The 18854-nt window shown below is 43.5% G+C and carries 18 protein-coding genes; 12 read left to right on the top strand and 6 right to left on the bottom strand.

The annotated features are described in order from the left end of the window. Window positions 1-24: 24 nt before the first annotated feature. The 3 genes from CBX98_RS00120 (at window position 25) to rsmF (ending at window position 5503) form a co-directional block, all read left to right on the top strand. Window positions 25-1275 carry a paraquat-inducible protein A gene (locus CBX98_RS00120; RefSeq protein WP_109168316.1) on the top strand — a complete coding sequence of 417 codons (1251 nt, stop codon included), beginning with the start codon at window positions 25-27 and terminating at the stop codon, window positions 1273-1275. Further along, complete coding sequence (locus tag CBX98_RS00115; protein ID WP_109168315.1) at window positions 1268-3916, top strand: MlaD family protein; 2649 nt, start codon at window positions 1268-1270, stop codon at window positions 3914-3916. The genes CBX98_RS00120 and CBX98_RS00115 overlap by 8 nt, the downstream gene beginning before the upstream one ends. 150 nt (window positions 3917-4066) lie before the next feature. After that, window positions 4067-5503 (top strand): 16S rRNA (cytosine(1407)-C(5))-methyltransferase RsmF, encoded by a 1437-nt coding sequence (gene rsmF / locus CBX98_RS00110; protein WP_109168314.1) that lies wholly within the window; start codon window positions 4067-4069, stop codon window positions 5501-5503. Between the two features lie 282 nt (window positions 5504-5785). Here rsmF and CBX98_RS00105 read toward each other — a convergent pair whose 3' ends face one another. After that, entirely contained in the window at window positions 5786-6619 is an 834-nt protein-coding gene (locus CBX98_RS00105) for a S1-like domain-containing RNA-binding protein (RefSeq protein WP_005396561.1), read from the bottom strand. A gap of 192 nt (window positions 6620-6811) precedes the next feature. Here CBX98_RS00105 and CBX98_RS00100 point away from each other — a divergent pair, with 192 nt between their 5' ends. Further along, the gene (locus CBX98_RS00100) at window positions 6812-8164 is read left to right on the top strand and encodes a hypothetical protein (RefSeq protein ID WP_104971743.1); all 1353 of its coding nucleotides are present in this window, start codon (window positions 6812-6814) and stop codon (window positions 8162-8164) included. Between the two features lie 28 nt (window positions 8165-8192). Here CBX98_RS00100 and CBX98_RS00095 read toward each other — a convergent pair whose 3' ends face one another. Further along, window positions 8193-8690: a DUF4442 domain-containing protein gene (locus tag CBX98_RS00095; RefSeq protein ID WP_005396564.1), complete on the bottom strand. Its 498-nt coding sequence runs from the start codon at window positions 8688-8690 to the stop codon at window positions 8193-8195. Between the two features lie 374 nt (window positions 8691-9064). On the opposite strand from CBX98_RS00095, the gene CBX98_RS00090 reads away from it, so the two are divergent. Beyond that, complete coding sequence (locus tag CBX98_RS00090) at window positions 9065-10123, top strand: 3-deoxy-7-phosphoheptulonate synthase (protein WP_006743262.1); 1059 nt, start codon at window positions 9065-9067, stop codon at window positions 10121-10123. 21 nt (window positions 10124-10144) lie between these two features. Next, on the top strand, window positions 10145-10627 hold the full coding sequence (locus CBX98_RS00085) for a YajQ family cyclic di-GMP-binding protein (RefSeq protein ID WP_048626417.1): 483 nt from the start codon (window positions 10145-10147) through the stop codon (window positions 10625-10627). A gap of 103 nt (window positions 10628-10730) precedes the next feature. Here CBX98_RS00085 and CBX98_RS00080 read toward each other — a convergent pair whose 3' ends face one another. Then, window positions 10731-11651 carry a bifunctional precorrin-2 dehydrogenase/sirohydrochlorin ferrochelatase gene (locus tag CBX98_RS00080; RefSeq protein WP_048626418.1) on the bottom strand — a complete coding sequence of 307 codons (921 nt, stop codon included), beginning with the start codon at window positions 11649-11651 and terminating at the stop codon, window positions 10731-10733. A gap of 460 nt (window positions 11652-12111) precedes the next feature. Here CBX98_RS00080 and CBX98_RS00070 point away from each other — a divergent pair, with 460 nt between their 5' ends. After that, a complete protein-coding gene (locus CBX98_RS00070; protein WP_005396567.1) occupies window positions 12112-13140 on the top strand; it encodes an amino acid ABC transporter substrate-binding protein in 1029 nt (342 codons plus the stop codon). 6 nt (window positions 13141-13146) lie between these two features. On the opposite strand, the gene CBX98_RS26240 is transcribed toward CBX98_RS00070, so the two are convergent. Beyond that, window positions 13147-13287 (bottom strand): hypothetical protein, encoded by a 141-nt coding sequence (locus CBX98_RS26240; protein ID WP_172605900.1) that lies wholly within the window; start codon window positions 13285-13287, stop codon window positions 13147-13149. Window positions 13288-13358: 71 nt separating this feature from the next. Between CBX98_RS26240 and CBX98_RS00065 the strand changes: the two genes are divergently transcribed. The 4 genes from CBX98_RS00065 (at window position 13359) to CBX98_RS00050 (ending at window position 17355) form a co-directional block, all read left to right on the top strand. Next, window positions 13359-14564: an amino acid ABC transporter permease gene (locus CBX98_RS00065; protein ID WP_006743259.1), complete on the top strand. Its 1206-nt coding sequence runs from the start codon at window positions 13359-13361 to the stop codon at window positions 14562-14564. A gap of 1 nt (window position 14565) precedes the next feature. Beyond that, window positions 14566-15663, top strand: coding sequence for an amino acid ABC transporter permease (locus CBX98_RS00060; protein WP_012841798.1), 1098 nt, complete (start codon window positions 14566-14568; stop codon window positions 15661-15663). Between the two features lie 23 nt (window positions 15664-15686). Next, the gene (locus CBX98_RS00055) at window positions 15687-16436 is read left to right on the top strand and encodes an amino acid ABC transporter ATP-binding protein (RefSeq protein ID WP_005377400.1); all 750 of its coding nucleotides are present in this window, start codon (window positions 15687-15689) and stop codon (window positions 16434-16436) included. Window positions 16437-16686: 250 nt separating this feature from the next. Further along, window positions 16687-17355, top strand: a complete 669-nt coding sequence (locus tag CBX98_RS00050; protein WP_046876207.1) for a Bax inhibitor-1/YccA family protein — start codon at window positions 16687-16689, stop codon at window positions 17353-17355. Window positions 17356-17431: 76 nt separating this feature from the next. Here the strand turns inward: CBX98_RS00050 and CBX98_RS00045 are convergent, their stop codons facing one another. Continuing rightward, window positions 17432-17806 carry a hypothetical protein gene (locus tag CBX98_RS00045; RefSeq protein WP_005396572.1) on the bottom strand — a complete coding sequence of 125 codons (375 nt, stop codon included), beginning with the start codon at window positions 17804-17806 and terminating at the stop codon, window positions 17432-17434. A gap of 408 nt (window positions 17807-18214) precedes the next feature. Here CBX98_RS00045 and CBX98_RS00040 point away from each other — a divergent pair, with 408 nt between their 5' ends. Continuing rightward, window positions 18215-18544 carry a TusE/DsrC/DsvC family sulfur relay protein gene (locus CBX98_RS00040; protein WP_005377396.1) on the top strand — a complete coding sequence of 110 codons (330 nt, stop codon included), beginning with the start codon at window positions 18215-18217 and terminating at the stop codon, window positions 18542-18544. Window positions 18545-18547: 3 nt separating this feature from the next. On the opposite strand, the gene yccX is transcribed toward CBX98_RS00040, so the two are convergent. After that, a complete protein-coding gene (yccX, locus tag CBX98_RS00035) occupies window positions 18548-18820 on the bottom strand; it encodes an acylphosphatase (protein WP_005396574.1) in 273 nt (90 codons plus the stop codon). Window positions 18821-18854 lie beyond the last annotated feature (34 nt).

The raw sequence follows: 18854 nt of genomic DNA, 5'->3' as shown, positions 1-18854 counted from the left end.
ATCGTTCAAGTTAGAGAGGTCGTTATGACCTCTCTGTCTAAGCACGCCATGCAGCCAAATAATGTGCGCTTGTGCCAAGGTTGCGAATTGCCTGTCGATATCGTCGACTTACCCAATGGAAAAAATGCACACTGTCCTCGTTGTGGCACACAGTTGTATCGAGGCGGTAGCCCTAGCCTCTCAGGTAATCTAGCCGTCGCGATAACCTGTATTCTGCTATTTATTCCATCACACTTTTTTAACTTTATTAGTATCCGACTCTTTGGTGTGATGATTCCGGCAACCCTACCTTCAGGGATGATCACATTGATGGAAGAAGGCTTTGTTCTTCTTTCACTGCTTATTCTATTTTGTAGCTCTCTAGCGCCGCTGACGGTTTGTGTTTCAGTGGTTACGGCACATATCTCGCTGCATCAACGGTGGTTTCGAGGGCTTCGTGTTTCACTGTGGCTAATTCAACATTTGAAACATTGGGTAATGCTGGATGTGTTCTTAGTTAGCATCGCCATTTCCTGCTTCAAACTCCAAGATTATTCCGACATTTTTGTAGGCCCAGGGTTAATTGGTCTGGTTCTTTTGCAGATATTTACCGTTTTGTTAGTTTCAAGAATCAGCGTGCGTCGTTACTGGGAAGCCTGGAAACCAGAAAGCCTTTATTCCTTTGAACACAAAGACGTGCATTGCCATGAGTGCCACCTGTCTCAACCTGAAGGTGACCATTGTCGGCGTTGTCACCACGAGTTATATCATCGCAAGCCCAACTCCATTCAGAAGACGTGGGCTTACCTCATTGCGGCAACGATAGCGATTTTCCCAGCCAACTTGATTCCTATTTCCATCTTGCTGACCAATGGCAAACGTTTGGAAGATACTATTTTCTCAGGCGTAGCTGGGTTGGTAAAAAGCGGTATGTATGGCATCGCAGTGATCATTTTTGTGGCCAGTATTGTTGTGCCAGTTGTAAAAATACTTGGCCTTGCCTACATCATGCTTTGCATTCAATTCAAACGTTCGGTGTTTAAGAGACAACGAATGATGGTTTACTTTGTTGTTAAATGGATCGGTAAATGGTCTGTGATGGACTTGTTTGTTATTTCTATCATGATGACCTTAGTCGATCGTGGTCAGATACTTGATTTCACACCAGGATATGGCGCCGTGGCCTTTGGTGTTGTCGTGGTATTGACCATGCTTGCAGCGGAAAGTATTGATCCAAGGCTAATCTGGGACCAAACAGGCCCAACACAATCAGAAAAAGAGTCAATGAATGAGTGATCAGAACAGTTCTCAAACGTCATACGTACCAGATGTAAAGCGGAGCAAAGGCATATCTCCTCTTTGGCTTTTGCCAATTTTGACCATGGTCTTAGCTGGCTGGCTTGTGGTGAAGTCGATACACGATGCCGGACAACGGGTGCAAATCTATTTTTCTGACGCTGCTGGCTTGGTCGCCGGGCGAACCACTATCCGTTACCAAGGGCTAGAAGTCGGTATGGTGAGAGACATTAACCTCACTGAAGATCTCGGCAGTATTTATGTTGATGCCGATATCTACCCTGAAGCGGCAAAATTGCTGAACGATAAAACTCGCTTTTGGCTGGTAAAACCAACAGCAAGCCTAACAGGAGTTTCTGGGCTCGATGCGCTCGTGTCGGGTAATTACATCTCGATTCAACCTGGAGATGGTCAAGAGTTTGAAACAACGTTCCATGCGTTAGACTCTGCACCAACAGATTTGCGCGTTTCACAAGGTTTGAACATTAAACTCAAAAGCCGCGATTTAGGTGGTGTGTCGATTGGTTCTCAAATTGTTTATAAGAAAATTCCAATCGGTGAAGTCTACAGCTACCAGCTGGATGAAGACGCAAAATCTATCACGATTCAAGCCAACATCCAGGATCAATACCGACATATCATTAACAACCGCAGTCGGTTCTGGAACGTAAGTGGAATCGGTGCCAGCATCGGTTTTGAAGGCGTCGATGTAAGGCTAGAAAGCATGAGTGCTCTACTCGGAGGCGCGATCGCCGTCGATTCTCCGGATGACGGTGAGCCTGTAGAAGAGAATACTGAATTCCGTCTGTATAAAGATTTGAAAACTGCAGGTCGAGGTATCGCTGTTAAAATCGTCCTCCCTGATGACAGTAAAATCAGTGGCGAAGGCGCACCCATTATGTATCGCGGAATCGAGATTGGCCAAGTTACAGACTTAAACCTATCCGAAGGGCGAGAAGTGATATTAGCGTCAGCTGCAATTCAACCTGCTTTCAGTGACATGCTGACGACAGGTACCCGATTCGTCTTAGAAGAAGCAAAAGTGTCCCTCTCTGGTGTTGAAAACATTGCCAATCTCGTGAGAGGAAACTTCTTAACCATCGTGCCAGGTGCCGGTGATCGCTCTCGCCGCTTTACTGCCATTCGTAAAAACGTTTTTAACCAACAGCAAGAAAAGTCCATCGCTATTCGTTTAGTGTCTGACAACTCGTTTGGCCTAGATAGCGGTGCCAACGTGCTTTACAAAGGCATCGTTGTCGGTTCAATTATCAACGTAGGCTTAGTTGAAGAAGGTAAAAAATCACAACATGAAGTATTTATGGACGTATTGATTGATCATGAATACAAACATCTGATCAAATCAAACAACCGTTTTTATGTAACCGGAAGTGCCTCTGCAGAGTTAACGGAGTCGGGCCTCAGCGTTACCGTTCCTCCGGCAAAGCAGTTGTTAACTGGGTCCATTAGCTTTGTAAGCGAAGGCAAGCAAGATATTCAAAAAGAGTATCAACTCTTCCAAAACGAATCATTGGCAGAATTAGCACAGTACAACCAAAGTGGCTCTAGAGCACTCACACTGTTTGCTTCTGAATTGCCGCCGATTTCCAAAGGCAGCCCTCTGCTCTATCGTAACCTTCCTGTTGGTAACGTCTCCGATTTCCAATTGGTTGATGGCGGTGTGTTAATTAAAGCAACCATCGAAAACCGCTTTGCTTACCTCGTAACACCGCAAACCGTCTTTTGGAACCGTTCAGGGATCGAGATAGATGCATCGCTAGCCGGTGTGAGTGTGAAAGCTCACCCTTTAAAATCGTTAATCGAAGGTGGCATCGCTTTTGACTCTGTTCCTGGCGTTGAAAACAAAATTGGAGACAACTGGAAGTTATATACAGATCAAAAAACCGCACGCAAATTTGGACGCGTTATTGCGTTAGAAACAGACGGCTCACAAGAAATTGCCAAAGGAATGCCGATAGAGTATCAAGGCGTCAAAGTTGGTGAAGTCACACTGGTTGTACCAAATTTTCGTCGAAATATGGTTGAAATTACCGCAAGAATCCTACCTGAATACGTAGAAAACATTGCGGTTGAAGGCTCACATTTTTGGCTAACTGAGCCAGAGATTGGCTTAGGGGGCGTGAAAAACCTTGGCGCATTGGTGTCGAAATCCATCAGTGTTGAGCCAGGTAAAGGTAAAGCTAAATTTGATTTTCAGTTGGAAAACGGTTCAGAACGTGTTAAGGGCATAATGTTTACTTTACAAAGTGAACAACGAGGCTCAGTACAAGTCGGAACGCCTATTCTTTACCGCCAGATGGAAGTCGGCCAAGTAACCGACGTGAGCCTAGGAGAGTTTGCAGATCGCGTCGTCACGACCATCAAGATACAGCCTGAATATGCTTACCTCGTTCGTCAAAACAGTGTGTTTTGGAATGTTTCAGGAGTAGATGTCTCCATCGGAATTACTGGTGCGAACATCAAAGCGGGCACATTTGATAGTTTAGTTCGCGGAGGAATTGCGTTTTCAACGCCAGAGCAATCGACTATTCCACCAGCGGCAAAAAGTGGGCAATCTTTCTTTTTGTATCCACAAGCTGAAGAAGGTTGGACTCAATGGCGTACTGCGATTCCTAAGCCGTAGAATAAAGCTCAATTGTATGTGAATTGAAGTTTGAGTACCTTAAAAGAGCAGCAATCGCTGCTCTTTTTTATTGCTCGGCCCTTGTCACTATTCGTTTCTGCTTCGCTTTCGTATATTATTTGCCACAAATTCTGCAAACGAGATCCCACATTGCATCCTAATGTTTACATCCCAGACGCGTTTCTGGAAAAAATCCAAACTATCCTTCCTGCTAACCTCAACATGGAAGACTTTATCGCATCGTGCCAAAAGCCATTGCGCAAGAGTATTCGTGTTAATACGTTGAAGATCAGCGTTGAGGCGTTTCTAGAACGTGCAGACGCAAAAGGCTGGAAGCTTTCCCCTGTGCCTTGGTGTGACACGGGTTTTTGGATTGAAGCGGACGAGTCAGTTGTACCATTAGGCAACACCGCAGAGCACATGTCAGGCTTATTCTACATTCAAGAAGCCAGTTCAATGATGCCAGTATCTGCGCTGTTTATGAATGACGAATCTTACGATGCCGTGTTAGATACAGCAGCTGCACCAGGATCAAAGACCACTCAAATCGCGGCTTTAATGAACAATGAAGGCGTTCTCGTGGCCAATGAATACGCCGCAAGTCGTGTAAAAGTGCTGCATGCCAACGTGGAACGTTGTGGTGTACGTAACTCCGCACTAAGTAACTTCGATGGGCGCGTTTTTGGCGGTTGGCTACCAGAACAATTTGATGCGGTTCTGCTCGACGCGCCCTGCTCCGGCGAAGGCACCGTTCGCAAAGACGAAGATGCAATGAAAAACTGGACGCAAGCTTCCGTGCTCGACATCGCTGACACACAGAAAGATCTTATTGAAAGCGCCTTCCATGCACTAAAGCCCGGTGGTGTGATGGTTTACTCAACGTGCACACTCAGTACCGAAGAAAACCAACAAGTTTGTCATCACTTGAAAGAAACCTTTGGTGATGCCGTTGAGTTTGAAAGCCTTGAGACCTTGTTTGAAAACGCAAATGCTGCTCTAACTGAAGAAGGTTTTTTGCATATCTTTCCACAGGTCTACGACTGCGAAGGGTTCTTTGTTGCAAGAATTCGTAAACTGGCTGCTGTTGAACCACCAAAGGTCAAAAAGCGCATGGGCAAGTTCCCGTTTACCAAAGCATCGAAAAAAGAATCGGTTGAAATTGCCCAACAGCTGCAAAGTGCGTTAGGTATTGAACTTCCGAATGACAGTTCTGTATGGCTTCGCGATAAAGATGTCTGGTTGTTCCCTAATTCTTTAGAGCCAATGATCGGCGAATTACGCTTCTCCCGTATGGGTATCAAGATCGCGGAAGCCCATAAAAATGGCTACCGTTGGCAGCATCAGGTGGCAACGGCATTAGCGACATGCTCTGAGGCAAACGCCATCGAGCTAACCATTGAAGAAGCGCGCGAATGGTACATGGGACGTGATGTTCGCCCACAAACGATTCCTGAGGGAATGAAAACAGGTAAAGGCGAAGTACTTGTTACCTATCAAGGCGCAGTCATTGGCCTTGGAAAGTGGGTAAGCAACAGAATAAAGAATGGTCTTCCTCGCGAATTAGTACGAGATAAGAACTTATTTTAAAGAAGTAACGAATCATAAATAAATGAAAAGCCATCGTATTTGCGATGGCTTTTTAATTCGTAAGTATGAAAGCAACTGGGCTCGCTAGCGATCCGGACACGCTGTACTAAACTAGTTGTATCAAAGTAATGCTTTGATATGGCATTTCTCTCTATGTTCCCAACAAAATTATTGTTGGAAAAAGTTTAGCGCAGGCTCTGCGGAGCCGTTTCCCCTAGGCCCAAAAAAAGGAAAAGTTTGGGCCGTTTTTTTGGCTGCAGATCCGCTATACGTGAGCTTGGGTTACGCCAGACGAATACCGTCTTTCTCGATAACAATCTTGCCCTGCTTGTACAATCCACCAATGGTCTTTTTGTAAGTACCTTTACTTGTACGGAAAGCGTCAAAAATCGCTTCAGGAGAAGACTTATCGTTCAAAGGTAAAAAGCCACCCTTCTTCTCTAACAGATCAAGAATCTTGCTAGAAAGATCGTCCATTTTTGCCACGCCGACTTTTTGTAGCGCGAGATCGATTTTGCCATCTTCACGAATTTGCTTAATAAAGCCTTTCAGTTTCTTACCGATGTAAAGCTTACCAAACACATCTGATGGGAAAATCATGCCCCAATGCTTACCGTTAACAATCGCTTTGTAGCCAAGTTGACTGCGCTCTGCGATGATCAAATCAACTTGTTCGTTAACTTCATAATTCGCCGGAGTTTTGTCTAACCATTTGTTGAACTTAGTCGTACCAACAATGCGGCCTGACGCTTTGTCAGTATATACATAGACAAGAATAGTTTGTCCCGCAGAGAAGCGAGTGCGTTGCTCACTAAAAGGAATAAGTAGATCCTTTTCTTTGATGCCCCAATTTACAAAAGCACCTGTCGCGTTGACGCCCTCAATCTTCATTAAGCCCCATTCACCCACTTGGGCAATAGGTCTTTCAATGGTCGCAGCAAGCTGGCTTTCTGAATCGAAGTACAAAAATACGTCTACATGATCACCAATTTCAGTACCCTCTGGTACATACTTATTAGGCAGTAGAACAGAACCGTAATCATCACCATCCAGAAATACGCCAAAATCAGCCTTTTTAATGACTTCTAAGCTGTTAATTTGACCAATTTTAATCATTGATTTTGTCTCTTTTTAAATTTACGTGGAATTATACCTAAACTAACAAGAAAATCAGAGAGAAAAGCATAGTGCTCTGTTATGCTGTTGTCGTTCAGCTATATGCCCCAGTCACTCTTTTAGCACTTTTATGCTTACCTGCTCAACAGTACGCATAAGTTAAGAATGCTTTAACAAAGTCAGGAGCTTTCTTTGGTCACCGTCGATAAACAAGACTCAATAACATTAAAAATCAGTCATGCACTCGCAAAGAGCAAAAGTGTCGACCTAGATATTTACTTTTTTATACCTGGTGAGCTTGGTTTAAACGCCGATATCATCAGTGAATCCGAATTTTATTACACTTCAATCACACAGCAACGCTCTTATTACAGTACTGAAATCCTTCTACCGCTAGTACACAGTCGACTTGCCAAACGTGGACGCCTGTCGAATCAACAATACCGAGTAAGTTTGAGTTTGTTCGCGTACCAATACGTTATCGCGCTAGACAAAGCGGTGGCAAGTTTAAACAAACATCAGAACAACTCCGTAACGGAAGATGAAGTAGACGAAGTTATCGAGCTCACGCTTGAGATCTTAAAGCGCTTGCGACGTTCTATTCCTTATGAAGAGAACTTAAAACGGTACTACGTTAACATCGATAACTACCTGTCTTGGTATACCGAGCAGAAGTTTTTATCTCTAGTGGCTCATCTCCCGCGTGAAGGCGATTATGGCACGATTAAGAAACGCTTGATCACGCTCTGTGAAAAAGAGCAAGCCCATCGAAAACTCAACAAGTACAACTCTCCAAGAGTCGTTGAAGACGTTACTCGCCTATCTAACAAAATGCGCTTGCTAAGACGCTTGATTGAACACCCTATCGTGCTTCGTGAAGAAACCGTATCAATGGGGAACAACATCAAGCGTGCTATCAAAGGTATTGCGACTGGCTTGGTGATGGTTGTCGTGACCTCAACCGTGATTCTCGCTCGCGATTACCTTGGGGAAATTTCCGCGTCCTTCATTATCGCGATGTCATTTATTTATGCTCTACGAGAAATCTTTAAAGATGATTTGCGCGATGCGATGTGGCGATGGATCCGTAAAGGCAAGCCAAAGTGGCGTAAGAAGTATGTTGATCCAACAACGAAAAAAGTGGTAGGCAGAAAATTAGAGTGGCTCGATTATCGTACGTTAAGTAGCTTGCCAGATAAGATTCAAAGAATACGTAAGAAGCGCGTCGTGCAGCGCGAAGAGCAGATACTTCATTATCACGAGAAAACCGAAATGGCGACCTCTCTATTCTTGAGTGGTTATGAGCAAACAAGAGAAACACTGAACATCAGTTTGCGCCCTATCATCCGCTTGATGGATAAAAGCTCAAACCGAGTTTACCGTTTAAATGAAGGGCAAGTGACCAAAGAGTCGGTAGAGAAACGTCATTTGCTCAATGTGATTGTCAAAGAGGACAACCACACCGATGAGCCTGTTTATTACCGTTGGAAAGTGGTCTTAAACCGCTCCAAAATAGTCTCGATTGAGCAGATTGAACTCAATTAAAGCGATATTCTTTAAAAACAGCAAACCACTACGCAGCCTCTTTTCTTTGTTGGGCTGCTTTTTTTATCGAAAGAGTCAACGAGAATTCAGCCATAGGTTCGTCACCATGTAAGCTAGGACACAACGCGACGATTTTTACATCGCGATTCACTCGTTCACCCGTTGCCAACGTATGATCGAGCATCTCATCAATGACATGACCATCGTTACACACAAAGTGTACATCCGCTTCCGGACGTTTTAAAAACTCGGCTTTGACGCCTTTAAATGCTAAAGAGATCGCTTCTCCTTTTTCTTGCGCCTTGCTCATAGCAAGAAAACCACCAGCTACATCCGCCCCAACCGCTAAAGCGCCGAAATACATGCTATTCAAATGGTTCTTTGTTCTTCTTCGCAAAGGGATTCGAACCTCAACGTGCTCGCTATCTATCGCAATGATCTTAGGATGACAAAGCCAAATCAGAGGCACTTTAGAAAAGCCAAATAGATTTAGGTACAAATTTGCACGACGTACAGCTGATAACATTTTGGTCTCCTTACCAATCTAGTCAGACCAGTTAATCAACGAAAGAAATAGATGTCAAAGAAATGTTAACAAAAGCTCGATCTCACGAGTTATTTAGCCACTAATTTAGTGACATTGTCACACAGATAAACATGAGGTTTGCCGCAGTTATCTTGATTGCCTAACGGTGAGATAGATGAAATGGTTATAAATTCAAATGTATATATATTGATTTAATGATCAAGTTTTGTCATTTATACATAAGTCATTTAAATGAATACCTACACCTTTGTATACAATTCGGTATTTCCTGGCGAAGATTCCCGTGAAACGGTTTATTCCTGCCTGTAATTCCGTTATCTTTACCCCTTCGCAATAGAGAATAAAGCTATAACATGCCTATAAAAACAGATGAATTGAGAACCCAACCTTTGGGTCCAATGCCTACCCCAGCAGAGCTAGGTAGTGTACATCCTATTACGGATGACGTTGCAGACCGTATCGCTCAATCTCGTCGTCAGATTGAAAACATTTTATCGGGTGAAGACGATCGCCTTCTTGCGATTGTAGGTCCGTGTTCTGTTCACGACACTGAAGCTGCCATTGATTACGCCACTCGCCTGAGTGAAATCCAAGACAAGTACAAAGACGAACTGTTTATCGTGATGCGTACTTACTTTGAAAAGCCTCGTACAGTAGTTGGTTGGAAAGGTTTAATTACCGACCCTAACCTAGATGGCTCTTACGCGCTTGAAGCTGGTCTCCATAAAGCACGTAAACTACTACTGGATATCAACAAGCTTGGTCTTGCGACTGCTACTGAGTTTCTTGATATGATTACTGGTCAATACATAGCGGATTTGATCACGTGGGGCGCGATCGGTGCTCGTACAACAGAATCGCAAATTCACCGTGAAATGGCATCGGCGCTGTCTTGCCCAGTTGGTTTCAAAAATGGCACAAATGGCAACGTAAAAATTGCAATTGATGCAATTCGCGCATCGAAAGCCTCGCATTACTTCTACTCTCCAGATAAGAATGGCCGCATGACGGTTTATCGTACAAGTGGTAACCCATATGGTCATATTATTTTACGCGGCGGAGAGAAAGGCCCTAACTTTGATGAAGCGTCAGTAAAACAAGCGTGTGATGCTCTAGCCGAGTTTGGCTTGCCACAACGTTTGGTTGTGGATTTCAGCCACGCAAACTGTCAGAAGCAGCACAGAAAACAAATCGACGTTGCTCAAGACATTTGTAACCAAATTAAGTCAGGCAGTACTCGTATTGCGGGTATCATGGCTGAAAGCTTTATTCTTGAAGGCAATCAACCAATGACTGACATCAACAACCTAACGTATGGTCAATCTATTACAGACCCATGCTTAGGCTGGGAAGATACTGCTACAATGCTAGATATGCTGGCAAACGCCGTTAAATCCCGAAAGTCCCTATAACAAAATAATCAAGGAATCTTCATGCCATCGTTTGATATTGTTTCTGAAATCGATACGGTTGAACTACGTAACGCCGTTGATAATGCTAACCGTGAATTGTCTACTCGTTTCGATTTCCGCAACGTTAATGCGAGCTTTGAGCTAGTAGAAGAAAACGTAAAAATGTCTGCGGAAGGTGACTTCCAACTTAAGCAAATGCGCGATATTTTACGTAGCCACTTGGCAAAGCGTAATATTGATGCAAACGCAATGGATGCACAGGACCCAGATGTAACTGGTAAGAATTGGCACCAAACTCTGCTTTTCCGCCAAGGTATCGATACACCAACAGCCAAAAAAGTAGTGAAACTTATCAAAGACGCAAAGTTAAAAGTGCAAGCCTCTATTCAAGGCGACAAGGTACGTGTTACTGGTAAGAAACGTGATGACCTGCAAGCGACAATGGCAGCGATTCGTGAAGCAGAGATGGGCATACCATTCCAGTTTAACAACTTCCGTGATTAACTCAGTCTGAGAAGTAATTTAGTTTAAAAACGCCAGCGCATAGTTCGCTGGCGTTTTTGTTGGCCTTTTAATCAAGAAGCCAAGTGCCCACTTTTTAACGTGGTTATATCACCAAGTCCTGCCCTTGCAGCAATAAGAACTCGCTCGTCCCTTTAGGGATAAACACGCAAACTCGAAGCTTTTCAGATTTAGCCTTGGTCAACATATCAGAGAGTTCAGCTGCGCTGGAGAAAGCTTCTCGCTCTGCATCTCTTCGTATTAGCTCTAACACGTTCGCTTCGCATCGAGTTGAGTAAAGTGCTAGCTCGGCTTGTTGCATGTAGCGCACGGCCTTAATTGGCAACATCTCAACGTCTTTCCCTACCTGTATCCAAGTACAACTTCCCTTTTCATCCAAAGGTGTTGCCATGGTCGCTTGGTAAATCGTTTCTAACTCTCTATTATCTCGCGCGTTTTCAACCTCAGGATTCGAGAAGAATTGCTCCCAAAACTTACGACGTAAATCGACGCTAGGTAGTGCTTCTTTAATCGAATTACGCTTTGAGTTAGCAAAGTCCGCCATCAACCCCATGTTTTGTGGCAGTATCGATTCAAGCTTTTCACGGATGTTTCGAATTAAAACTGGTGAGGCGCCGCCACTAGAAATAGCAATTTGTATGCGGCCACGATTGATCATAGAGGGCGTAATGAAGTCACAATAAGGCTTATCATCCACAACGTTCACTAGGATGCCTAATTCTTTCGCATCTTTATACACTTGGTGATTTAGCTCAGGATTATCTGTCGTGGCCCACACTTGAACAAAGTTTTTAGTGACAATGTCACTTGAATAGAAACGTTGCACCCAGCGCACTTGATGCTCTGCAGCAAGCTTAGACAGAAAATCGACCAACGTTGGAGAAACGATAGTGACATCCGCCCCTGCCTTTAGCAACGCTTCCACCTTTCTGCTTGCCACTTCACCGCCGCCCACGACAAGAACGGGTTTATTGATTAAATCTAAGAACAGAGGAAAATATCGCATTTCAATCCATGATTACTCTAATTAGCTGTTGCGGACCATGCTACCAAAAATGGGGCAAGCTCATCACCCTGTTTCGGTATCACAAATAATTTTTGTTCGAATTTTTACTGAACTTCACCAAGCTCAGCTAATGACAGTTTTAATAACAACTTTTTATTCTCTTGTATTGTTCACTCTTCTATTGATTGTTCTGATGCACCAAATTGTCCATGATTTGCACTATTTACAAACAATTAACATTTCGTCATTCTAAATCTCAAGGCGCTTTGTAAGTTCTCTCAAAACTTCATTTAAATTATATATTTGAGAATTAACAGATCCTTTCCTACGCTTATAACTGGTTGATCTATCGAATACCGTTTCTTCGAAAATCAATCACGTAGGACGATAACTCTAACGAATTGGACACGTTGTTTCAGGTCACTCCTGATTAAACATGGATCATACAGGAAGGATACAAATGGCAAATAAACTCACAGTTCTTGCTTCCGTCGTAGCGGCTTCTACTGCGATGATGGCAACATCAGCTCAAGCAGCAGACACTACTCTGGACAAAGTCACAAAACAAGGTTTTCTTACTTGTGGCGTAAGTACCGGTCTACCTGGTTTCTCTAACCCTAACTCAAAAGGTGAATGGGAAGGTATCGACGTAGAATATTGCCAAGCACTGGCTGCAGCCGTTCTTGGGGATAAAACGAAAGTTAAATATGTACCCCTAACCGCGAAAGAACGTTTCACTGCGCTTCAATCAGGTGAGATTGATGTGCTTTCTCGTAACACCACCTGGACACTGCATCGTGATACTGCACTTGGCCTCAACTTCGTAGGGGTAAACTACTACGATGGCCAAGGCTTCATGGTGAAGAAAGATCTTGGCATTTCAAGCGCAAAAGAGCTTGATGGTGCATCAGTTTGCGTACAGTCCGGTACAACAACTGAGCTGAACCTTGCTGACTACTTCCGTAACAGCGGTATGTCATACAAGCCGGTCGTATTCGATACGGCAGCCCAAACGTCAAAAGGTTTCGATGCAGGACGTTGTGATGTGTTAACGACTGACCAATCTGGTCTTTATGCATTGCGTCTGAACCTGAAAGATCCCTCTTCTGCAGCCGTTCTTCCGGAAATCATTTCCAAAGAACCACTAGGTCCCGTCGTTCGTCAAGGTGATGACCAATGGTTCAACATTGCGAAGTGGACATTATCAGCAATGATTAACGCCGAAGAGTATGGTATTAGTTCGAAAAATGCGGATGAAATGCTGAAATCGAAAGATCCAAACATCAAACGTATTCTTGGTGTTGACGGTCCGAAAGGCAAAGGTTTGGGTATTCGTGATGATTGGGGCTACCAAGTTATCAAGCAAGTCGGTAACTATGGTGAAAGCTTCGAACGCACAGTCGGTACTGGTTCGCCGTTAGAAATTTCTCGTGGCGTTAATGCGCTATGGAATGCAGGCGGCTTTATGTACGCGCCACCAATCCGATAGAACGAGTTAATCAGGGCGGTTCATGCCGCCCTTTTTCTTGATTTTATCCATCTGTATGAGTAAGGACCGCTCATTGAATGGCAAGAAGTTTTCGCTTAGACAGGCTATTTCAACTCGAATATCGCCGTTTAGCTCTGGTGAAAACATGCTTCGACCAGCAAGGACGTGACTATTTATACAGGCAGATATCTATAACTAAGGTTTGAGGTTATCGCTGTATGAAACCGACAAAAGATGCATCGCCAAGTACGATGTCCAAACCGAGCGGAAGCAAGAGCTTGATTTATAATCCCGCCTTTCGTTCTGCTATTTTCCAGATCATTGCCATAGCTGCACTGGTATTTTTCTTTTACACGATTATTAACAACGCACTGAACAACTTAGATGCTCGTGGGATCGCTACGGGTTTCGGTTTTTTAAATCAAGAAGCCGGGTTTGGTATCGGGCTGACGCTAATTGAATACGATGAAACGTACTCTTACGGCAGAACGTTTATTATTGGCCTTCTAAATACAGCGCTGGTCTCCGTATTAGGTATTATTCTGGCTACCGTGATTGGTTTTACCATGGGGGTCGCTCGCCTTTCTTCTAACTGGTTAGTGAGTCGCTTGGCTGCTGTTTATATCGAAACGTTCCGAAATATCCCACTTCTTCTACAAATATTTTTCTGGTATTTCGCTGTTCTTCAAGCATTACCCTCACCTCGTCAAAGCTTGAGCCTTGGCGAAGCCATCTTCTTGAATGTTCGTGGTTTATATTTTCCAGCACCAGAAATGGAGCCAGGCAGTGGCTTTGTTATTGCTGCATTAATCTTCGGGGTGATCGCCAGCTTGCTGATCAATGTATGGGCGAATAACAAGCAACGCCTAACTGGGCAACAAACGCCAATGGGAAGAATAGCTTTAGGCTTAGTCGTTGGCCTTCCGCTGATTGTCTACTTCCTTGCTGGTATGCCAATTTCACTAAATTATCCTGAACTGAAAGGGTTTAACTTCCAAGGTGGTATTAGCATTATTCCTGAACTTGCTGCACTACTTTTGGCACTGAGCGTTTATACCGCCTCCTTCATTGCCGAAATTGTACGTTCTGGTATTAATGCGGTTAGCCATGGTCAAACGGAAGCGGCGATGTCGCTGGGCTTACCACGCGCGAAAACTTTAAAGCTTGTTGTCATTCCGCAAGCGTTACGAATTATTATTCCACCTTTAACCAGTCAATATCTCAACCTCACCAAAAACTCATCGTTAGCGATGGCGATTGGTTACCCAGATCTTGTCTCTGTCTTTGCTGGTACTACCCTGAACCAAACGGGGCAAGCGATTGAGATCATTGCGATGACGATGGGCGTGTACTTAACCTTAAGTTTGATTACGTCTGCATTAATGAACTTGTATAACCGTAAAGTCGCACTGGTGGAGAGATAATATGAGTACTCATCAATTTCAACCGGATCTCCCACCACCAGCCAATACCGTCGGCTTTGTTGGTTGGATGCGGAAAAACCTATTTAATGGACCTGTCAATTCCATTGTTACCGTAATTCTTGCTTATCTTGTCTTTAGTGCAATTTGGCATATCGTTGATTGGGCGTTTATCAACGCGGACTGGATTGGTTCGACGCGTGACGATTGCAGCCGAGAAGGTGCTTGCTGGGTATTTATCAGCGTGCGCTGGGAGCAGTTCATGTACGGTTTCTATCCTGAGTCTGAACTGTGGCGCCCTCGCCTTTTCTATATCACATTGGCTATATTTACTGTGTTGCTAGCGTATGAAAAGACACCGAAACGGATTTGGATTTGGCTTTTCTTCGTAAACATCTACCCATTCATTATCGCTGGGCTGTTATATGGTGGGATATTTGGGCTAGAAGTGGTCGATACACACAAATGGGGCGGATTACTCGTTACGCTCATTATTGCGTTAGTTGGTATCGTAGTTTCACTGCCAATTGGTGTGGTGCTTGCGCTTGGTAGACGTTCAGAGATGCCCATCATTCGCAGTATTTGTACCGTCTATATTGAAGTTTGGCGTGGTGTGCCACTGATTACCGTTCTGTTCATGGCTTCCGTTATGCTGCCTTTGTTTATGTCCGAAGGGTCCGAGACAGACAAACTTATTCGCGCTCTTATTGGTGTAGTGATGTTTGCCTCGGCTTATATGGCAGAAGTGGTACGGGGTGGCTTACAAGCGATTCCAAAAGGCCAATATGAGGCTGCCGACGCACTTGGGTTAAGTTACTGGAAAAAAACAGGGCTTATTATCTTGCCACAAGCGCTGAAGATTACGATCCCTTCTATCGTGAACACGTTTATCGGATTGTTTAAAGACACCAGTTTGGTTCTTATCATTGGTATGTTTGACGTACTAGGTATAGGACAAGCAGCAAACACCGACCCTGACTGGCTAGGCTTTGCTACTGAAAGTTATGTATTTGTCGCGTTAGTGTTTTGGGTATTTTGTTTTGGCATGTCGCGTTATTCGATATGGCTTGAAAACAAACTTCATACCGGTCACAAACGATAACTCATCAAGCTCAAGGACGTATTATGACGCAACAACAAGACTATATGATCCAATTGAAGGACATGAATAAATGGTATGGTGAGTTTCACGTACTAAAGAATATTAACCTCGATGTTAAGCGCGGGGAAAAGATCGTAATCTGTGGCCCATCAGGTTCAGGAAAATCAACGATGATTCGCTGTATTAACCGCCTCGAAGAGCACCAAGCTGGTAGCATCTATGTTTCCGGTACGGAGTTAACTGAAGATTTAAAAAATATTGAAGCTGTGCGCCGTGAAGTGGGCATGTGCTTTCAGCACTTTAATCTCTTCCCTCATTTAACCGTACTGGAAAACTGTACGCTCGCGCCTATTTGGGTGAAGAAGATGCCTAAAGATGAAGCAGAAGCGGTCGCGATGAAATATCTGGAACGCGTTAAAATTCCGGACCAAGCAGAGAAATATCCTGGCCAGTTGTCTGGTGGTCAGCAACAACGCGTGGCGATTGCTCGCTCTTTGTGTATGAACCCTAAAGTCATGCTTTTTGATGAACCAACATCAGCACTTGATCCGGAGATGGTTCGCGAAGTGTTGGATGTAATGGTCGAACTCGCCGAGGAAGGCATGACCATGCTCTGTGTGACACATGAAATGGGCTTTGCGAAAGAGGTTGCCGATCGCGTGATATTTATGGACGCAGGAGAGATCATCGAAGAGAACAACCCTGTTGATTTCTTTGAAAACCCTCAATCAGATCGAACTCAAAATTTCCTAGCGCAAATCTTACATCACTAAGATCTTTTGCAATTGGCATAATAAAAGCACTGATTTCAATGAAGTCAGTGCTTTTTGTTAGTAAATGCAAAATTCTGTGTGACAATCACTATGACTTTGCTCTGCAGTAATATTGTGTTACAAGTTGTCAAATACATAACATCTTATTTCTATTATTATTTTATCTAAGTTACGCATGGTTAGGGCTTGATTTTTTGAACTTTCAGCCCCATAAATGTACCAATAGTAAACTCCCTTACTGAGGATAATTATGAACAGTCCAATGTTTACTCGTTCAACAAGTGTTCCTAACACACTTGAAACTAACAAAGTACTGAAAAACACTTACTTCCTACTGTCGATGACACTGATGACCAGTGCGATCGCAGCAGTAGCAACAATGGCAATGCAAATTTCACCAATCATGGCGATCGTGATGCAAATTGCAGCGATTGGTATTTTGTTCTTTGTCATGCCAAAAGCAATCAACTCATCATCTGGTATCGTTTGGACATTTGTTTTCACAACTCTAATGGGTGGTGCTTTAGGTCCAATGCTTAACTACTACGCATCGATTCCAAACGGTCCAACGATCATTGCTCAAGCTCTAGGGTTGACTGGCATGGTGTTTCTAGGCCTATCGGCTTACACCATTTCGAGCAAGAAAGATTTCTCTTTCATGCGTAACTTCCTGATGGCAGGTTTGATCATTGTTATCGTGGCGATGTTGATTAACATTTTCGTTGGTTCAACAATGGCCCAACTAGTAATAAGCAGCGTCTCTGCACTAGTGTTCTCTGGTTTCATCTTGTTTGATACAAGCCGTATCGTTCGCGGCGAAGAAACTAACTACATTAGTGCGACAATTTCGATGTACCTAAACATCCTTAACTTGTTCACTAGCCTACTAAGCATTCTAGGTATTATGAACGACGATTAATCGTTCGCTCTAAGGTGAATACTAAAAGCCCGAAGGTAATTCCTTCGGGCTTTTTCTTTGTCAGTGGTTACGTACATTACGCCTGTTCGACTGCTAACTCGATAACTTCATCAGCCTCAGGGTTTTCTCTAAAACGTCTCACTTTAATCGTATCTTCACCCAACATTATTTGCTTGGCGATTCGATGCATACCATCAAAAACGCGGTAATCATTGGTTAAAATTACGGGATACGACAAATCGGCATTGTTGATGCGTTGGCAATGCTTCGCGATCTCACGACAGGTTGGCTGTGGTCCATCATCACTAAACCAGGTCACTTCATTAGGGCCTTTGATATCATCAATAGCAATTTCTTCTACAGGTAGGGACTCCGCGAGCTCCCAAATACGCTCAATAGACCAAATGGATTTTACGTTGTCATTTATTTCAATGTAACGTTGTTTCGACATGACTAACTCCTTGTCATCATTATTGTTTACAACCAGAATGTAGGTTGCTTATCAACCAAGAGAATATCGGTCTATAAGAGCAAACACAACGTCGTAAGCTATTCATTCACCGATAAAATTCCATATTCAGACAAGTAGCCAAGAAAAAACCAAAACAAAAATGAATAAGCCTGGATATCCATGCAATTTTATTGGTACTCAACCCGAAAAATTTCTAACAAACTGAATAGTTTCCTATTTATTTGAATAAAAGAACATTTATATCAAAGCACCTGGCTCAGTCAAAAAGCACTCACCATTTTGTACGCTTTTGCTTCGCTCGGCACTACTTCGAGATTCTTTTGTTGAGAACATCCTCACCTGTCGCTAATCTATAAACATCCATGTTCACTTAACGGATAAAACGTTATGTTCGTTTACAACGGCAAAGAAATTGAAACTGATGCTCAAGGCTACTTACTGGATCATACTCAATGGGAAGAAGGTATGATTGAGCTTTTAGCAAAAGAAGAAGACATCGAGCTTACGGATGCTCATTTGGAAGTTGTGCACTTTGTGCGAGATTTTTATGAAGAGTTTAATACTTCCCCTGCTGTGCGTATGCTTGTCAAAGCAATGGAAAAAGCGCACGGCCCAGAAAAAGGTAACAGTAAGTATCTATTCAAGCTGTTTAAAAAGGGGCCAGCCAAACAAGCGACTAAATTAGCCGGCCTACCAAAGCCAGCTAAATGCTTGTAGAATTTACAAAATCTTAAAACCGCGCAACGGCTTATATGACGCAGACTCCTGTATCACACTCTCTACTGTTGCCGTTCGCGGGCCTTCTTTCAACCACTCGGAAAACGCAGCTATTTGTGCATCTGTTCCACACGCCATCACTTCAACATCACCATCGTTTAGGTTCTTCGCGTAACCCGTCAAACCCAGTTTCAATCCTTGATGGGAAGTATGGTAACGAAAGCCGACGCCTTGAACGTGACCTTTTACTATAAATCTCTCACACTTTACGTTCATCTTTGTACCGCTTCTTTTTACTGAGTGATATATT

This window comes from Vibrio sp. T9 (assembly GCF_003123985.1).
GTDB lineage: Bacteria > Pseudomonadota > Gammaproteobacteria > Enterobacterales > Vibrionaceae > Vibrio > Vibrio diabolicus.
Note: the sequence above shows the minus strand (reverse complement) of the source record. Positions and strands in the feature narration are given on the sequence as shown.

Bases quoted from the DNA above. Each gene is read 5' to 3' on its own strand.
- CBX98_RS26240 (WP_172605900.1), bottom strand. From the start codon at position 13,287: ATGTTTTCACCAGAGCTAAACGGCGATATTCGAGTTGAAATAGCCTGT.
- CBX98_RS00085 (WP_048626417.1), top strand. From the start codon at position 10,145: ATGCCATCGTTTGATATTGTTTCTGAAATCGATACGGTTGAACTACGT.
- CBX98_RS00115 (WP_109168315.1), top strand. From the start codon at position 1,268: ATGAGTGATCAGAACAGTTCTCAAACGTCATACGTACCAGATGTAAAG.
- CBX98_RS00095 (WP_005396564.1), bottom strand. From the start codon at position 8,690: ATGTTATCAGCTGTACGTCGTGCAAATTTGTACCTAAATCTATTTGGC.
- CBX98_RS00045 (WP_005396572.1), bottom strand. From the start codon at position 17,806: ATGTCGAAACAACGTTACATTGAAATAAATGACAACGTAAAATCCATT.
- CBX98_RS00105 (WP_005396561.1), bottom strand. From the start codon at position 6,619: ATGATTAAAATTGGTCAAATTAACAGCTTAGAAGTCATTAAAAAGGCT.
- CBX98_RS00050 (WP_046876207.1), top strand. From the start codon at position 16,687: ATGAACAGTCCAATGTTTACTCGTTCAACAAGTGTTCCTAACACACTT.
- CBX98_RS00065 (WP_006743259.1), top strand. From the start codon at position 13,359: ATGAAACCGACAAAAGATGCATCGCCAAGTACGATGTCCAAACCGAGC.
- yccX (WP_005396574.1), bottom strand. From the start codon at position 18,820: ATGAACGTAAAGTGTGAGAGATTTATAGTAAAAGGTCACGTTCAAGGC.
- CBX98_RS00120 (WP_109168316.1), top strand. From the start codon at position 25: ATGACCTCTCTGTCTAAGCACGCCATGCAGCCAAATAATGTGCGCTTG.
- CBX98_RS00055 (WP_005377400.1), top strand. From the start codon at position 15,687: ATGACGCAACAACAAGACTATATGATCCAATTGAAGGACATGAATAAA.
- CBX98_RS00070 (WP_005396567.1), top strand. From the start codon at position 12,112: ATGGCAAATAAACTCACAGTTCTTGCTTCCGTCGTAGCGGCTTCTACT.
- CBX98_RS00090 (WP_006743262.1), top strand. From the start codon at position 9,065: ATGCCTATAAAAACAGATGAATTGAGAACCCAACCTTTGGGTCCAATG.
- CBX98_RS00060 (WP_012841798.1), top strand. From the start codon at position 14,566: ATGAGTACTCATCAATTTCAACCGGATCTCCCACCACCAGCCAATACC.
- CBX98_RS00080 (WP_048626418.1), bottom strand. From the start codon at position 11,651: ATGCGATATTTTCCTCTGTTCTTAGATTTAATCAATAAACCCGTTCTT.
- CBX98_RS00040 (WP_005377396.1), top strand. From the start codon at position 18,215: ATGTTCGTTTACAACGGCAAAGAAATTGAAACTGATGCTCAAGGCTAC.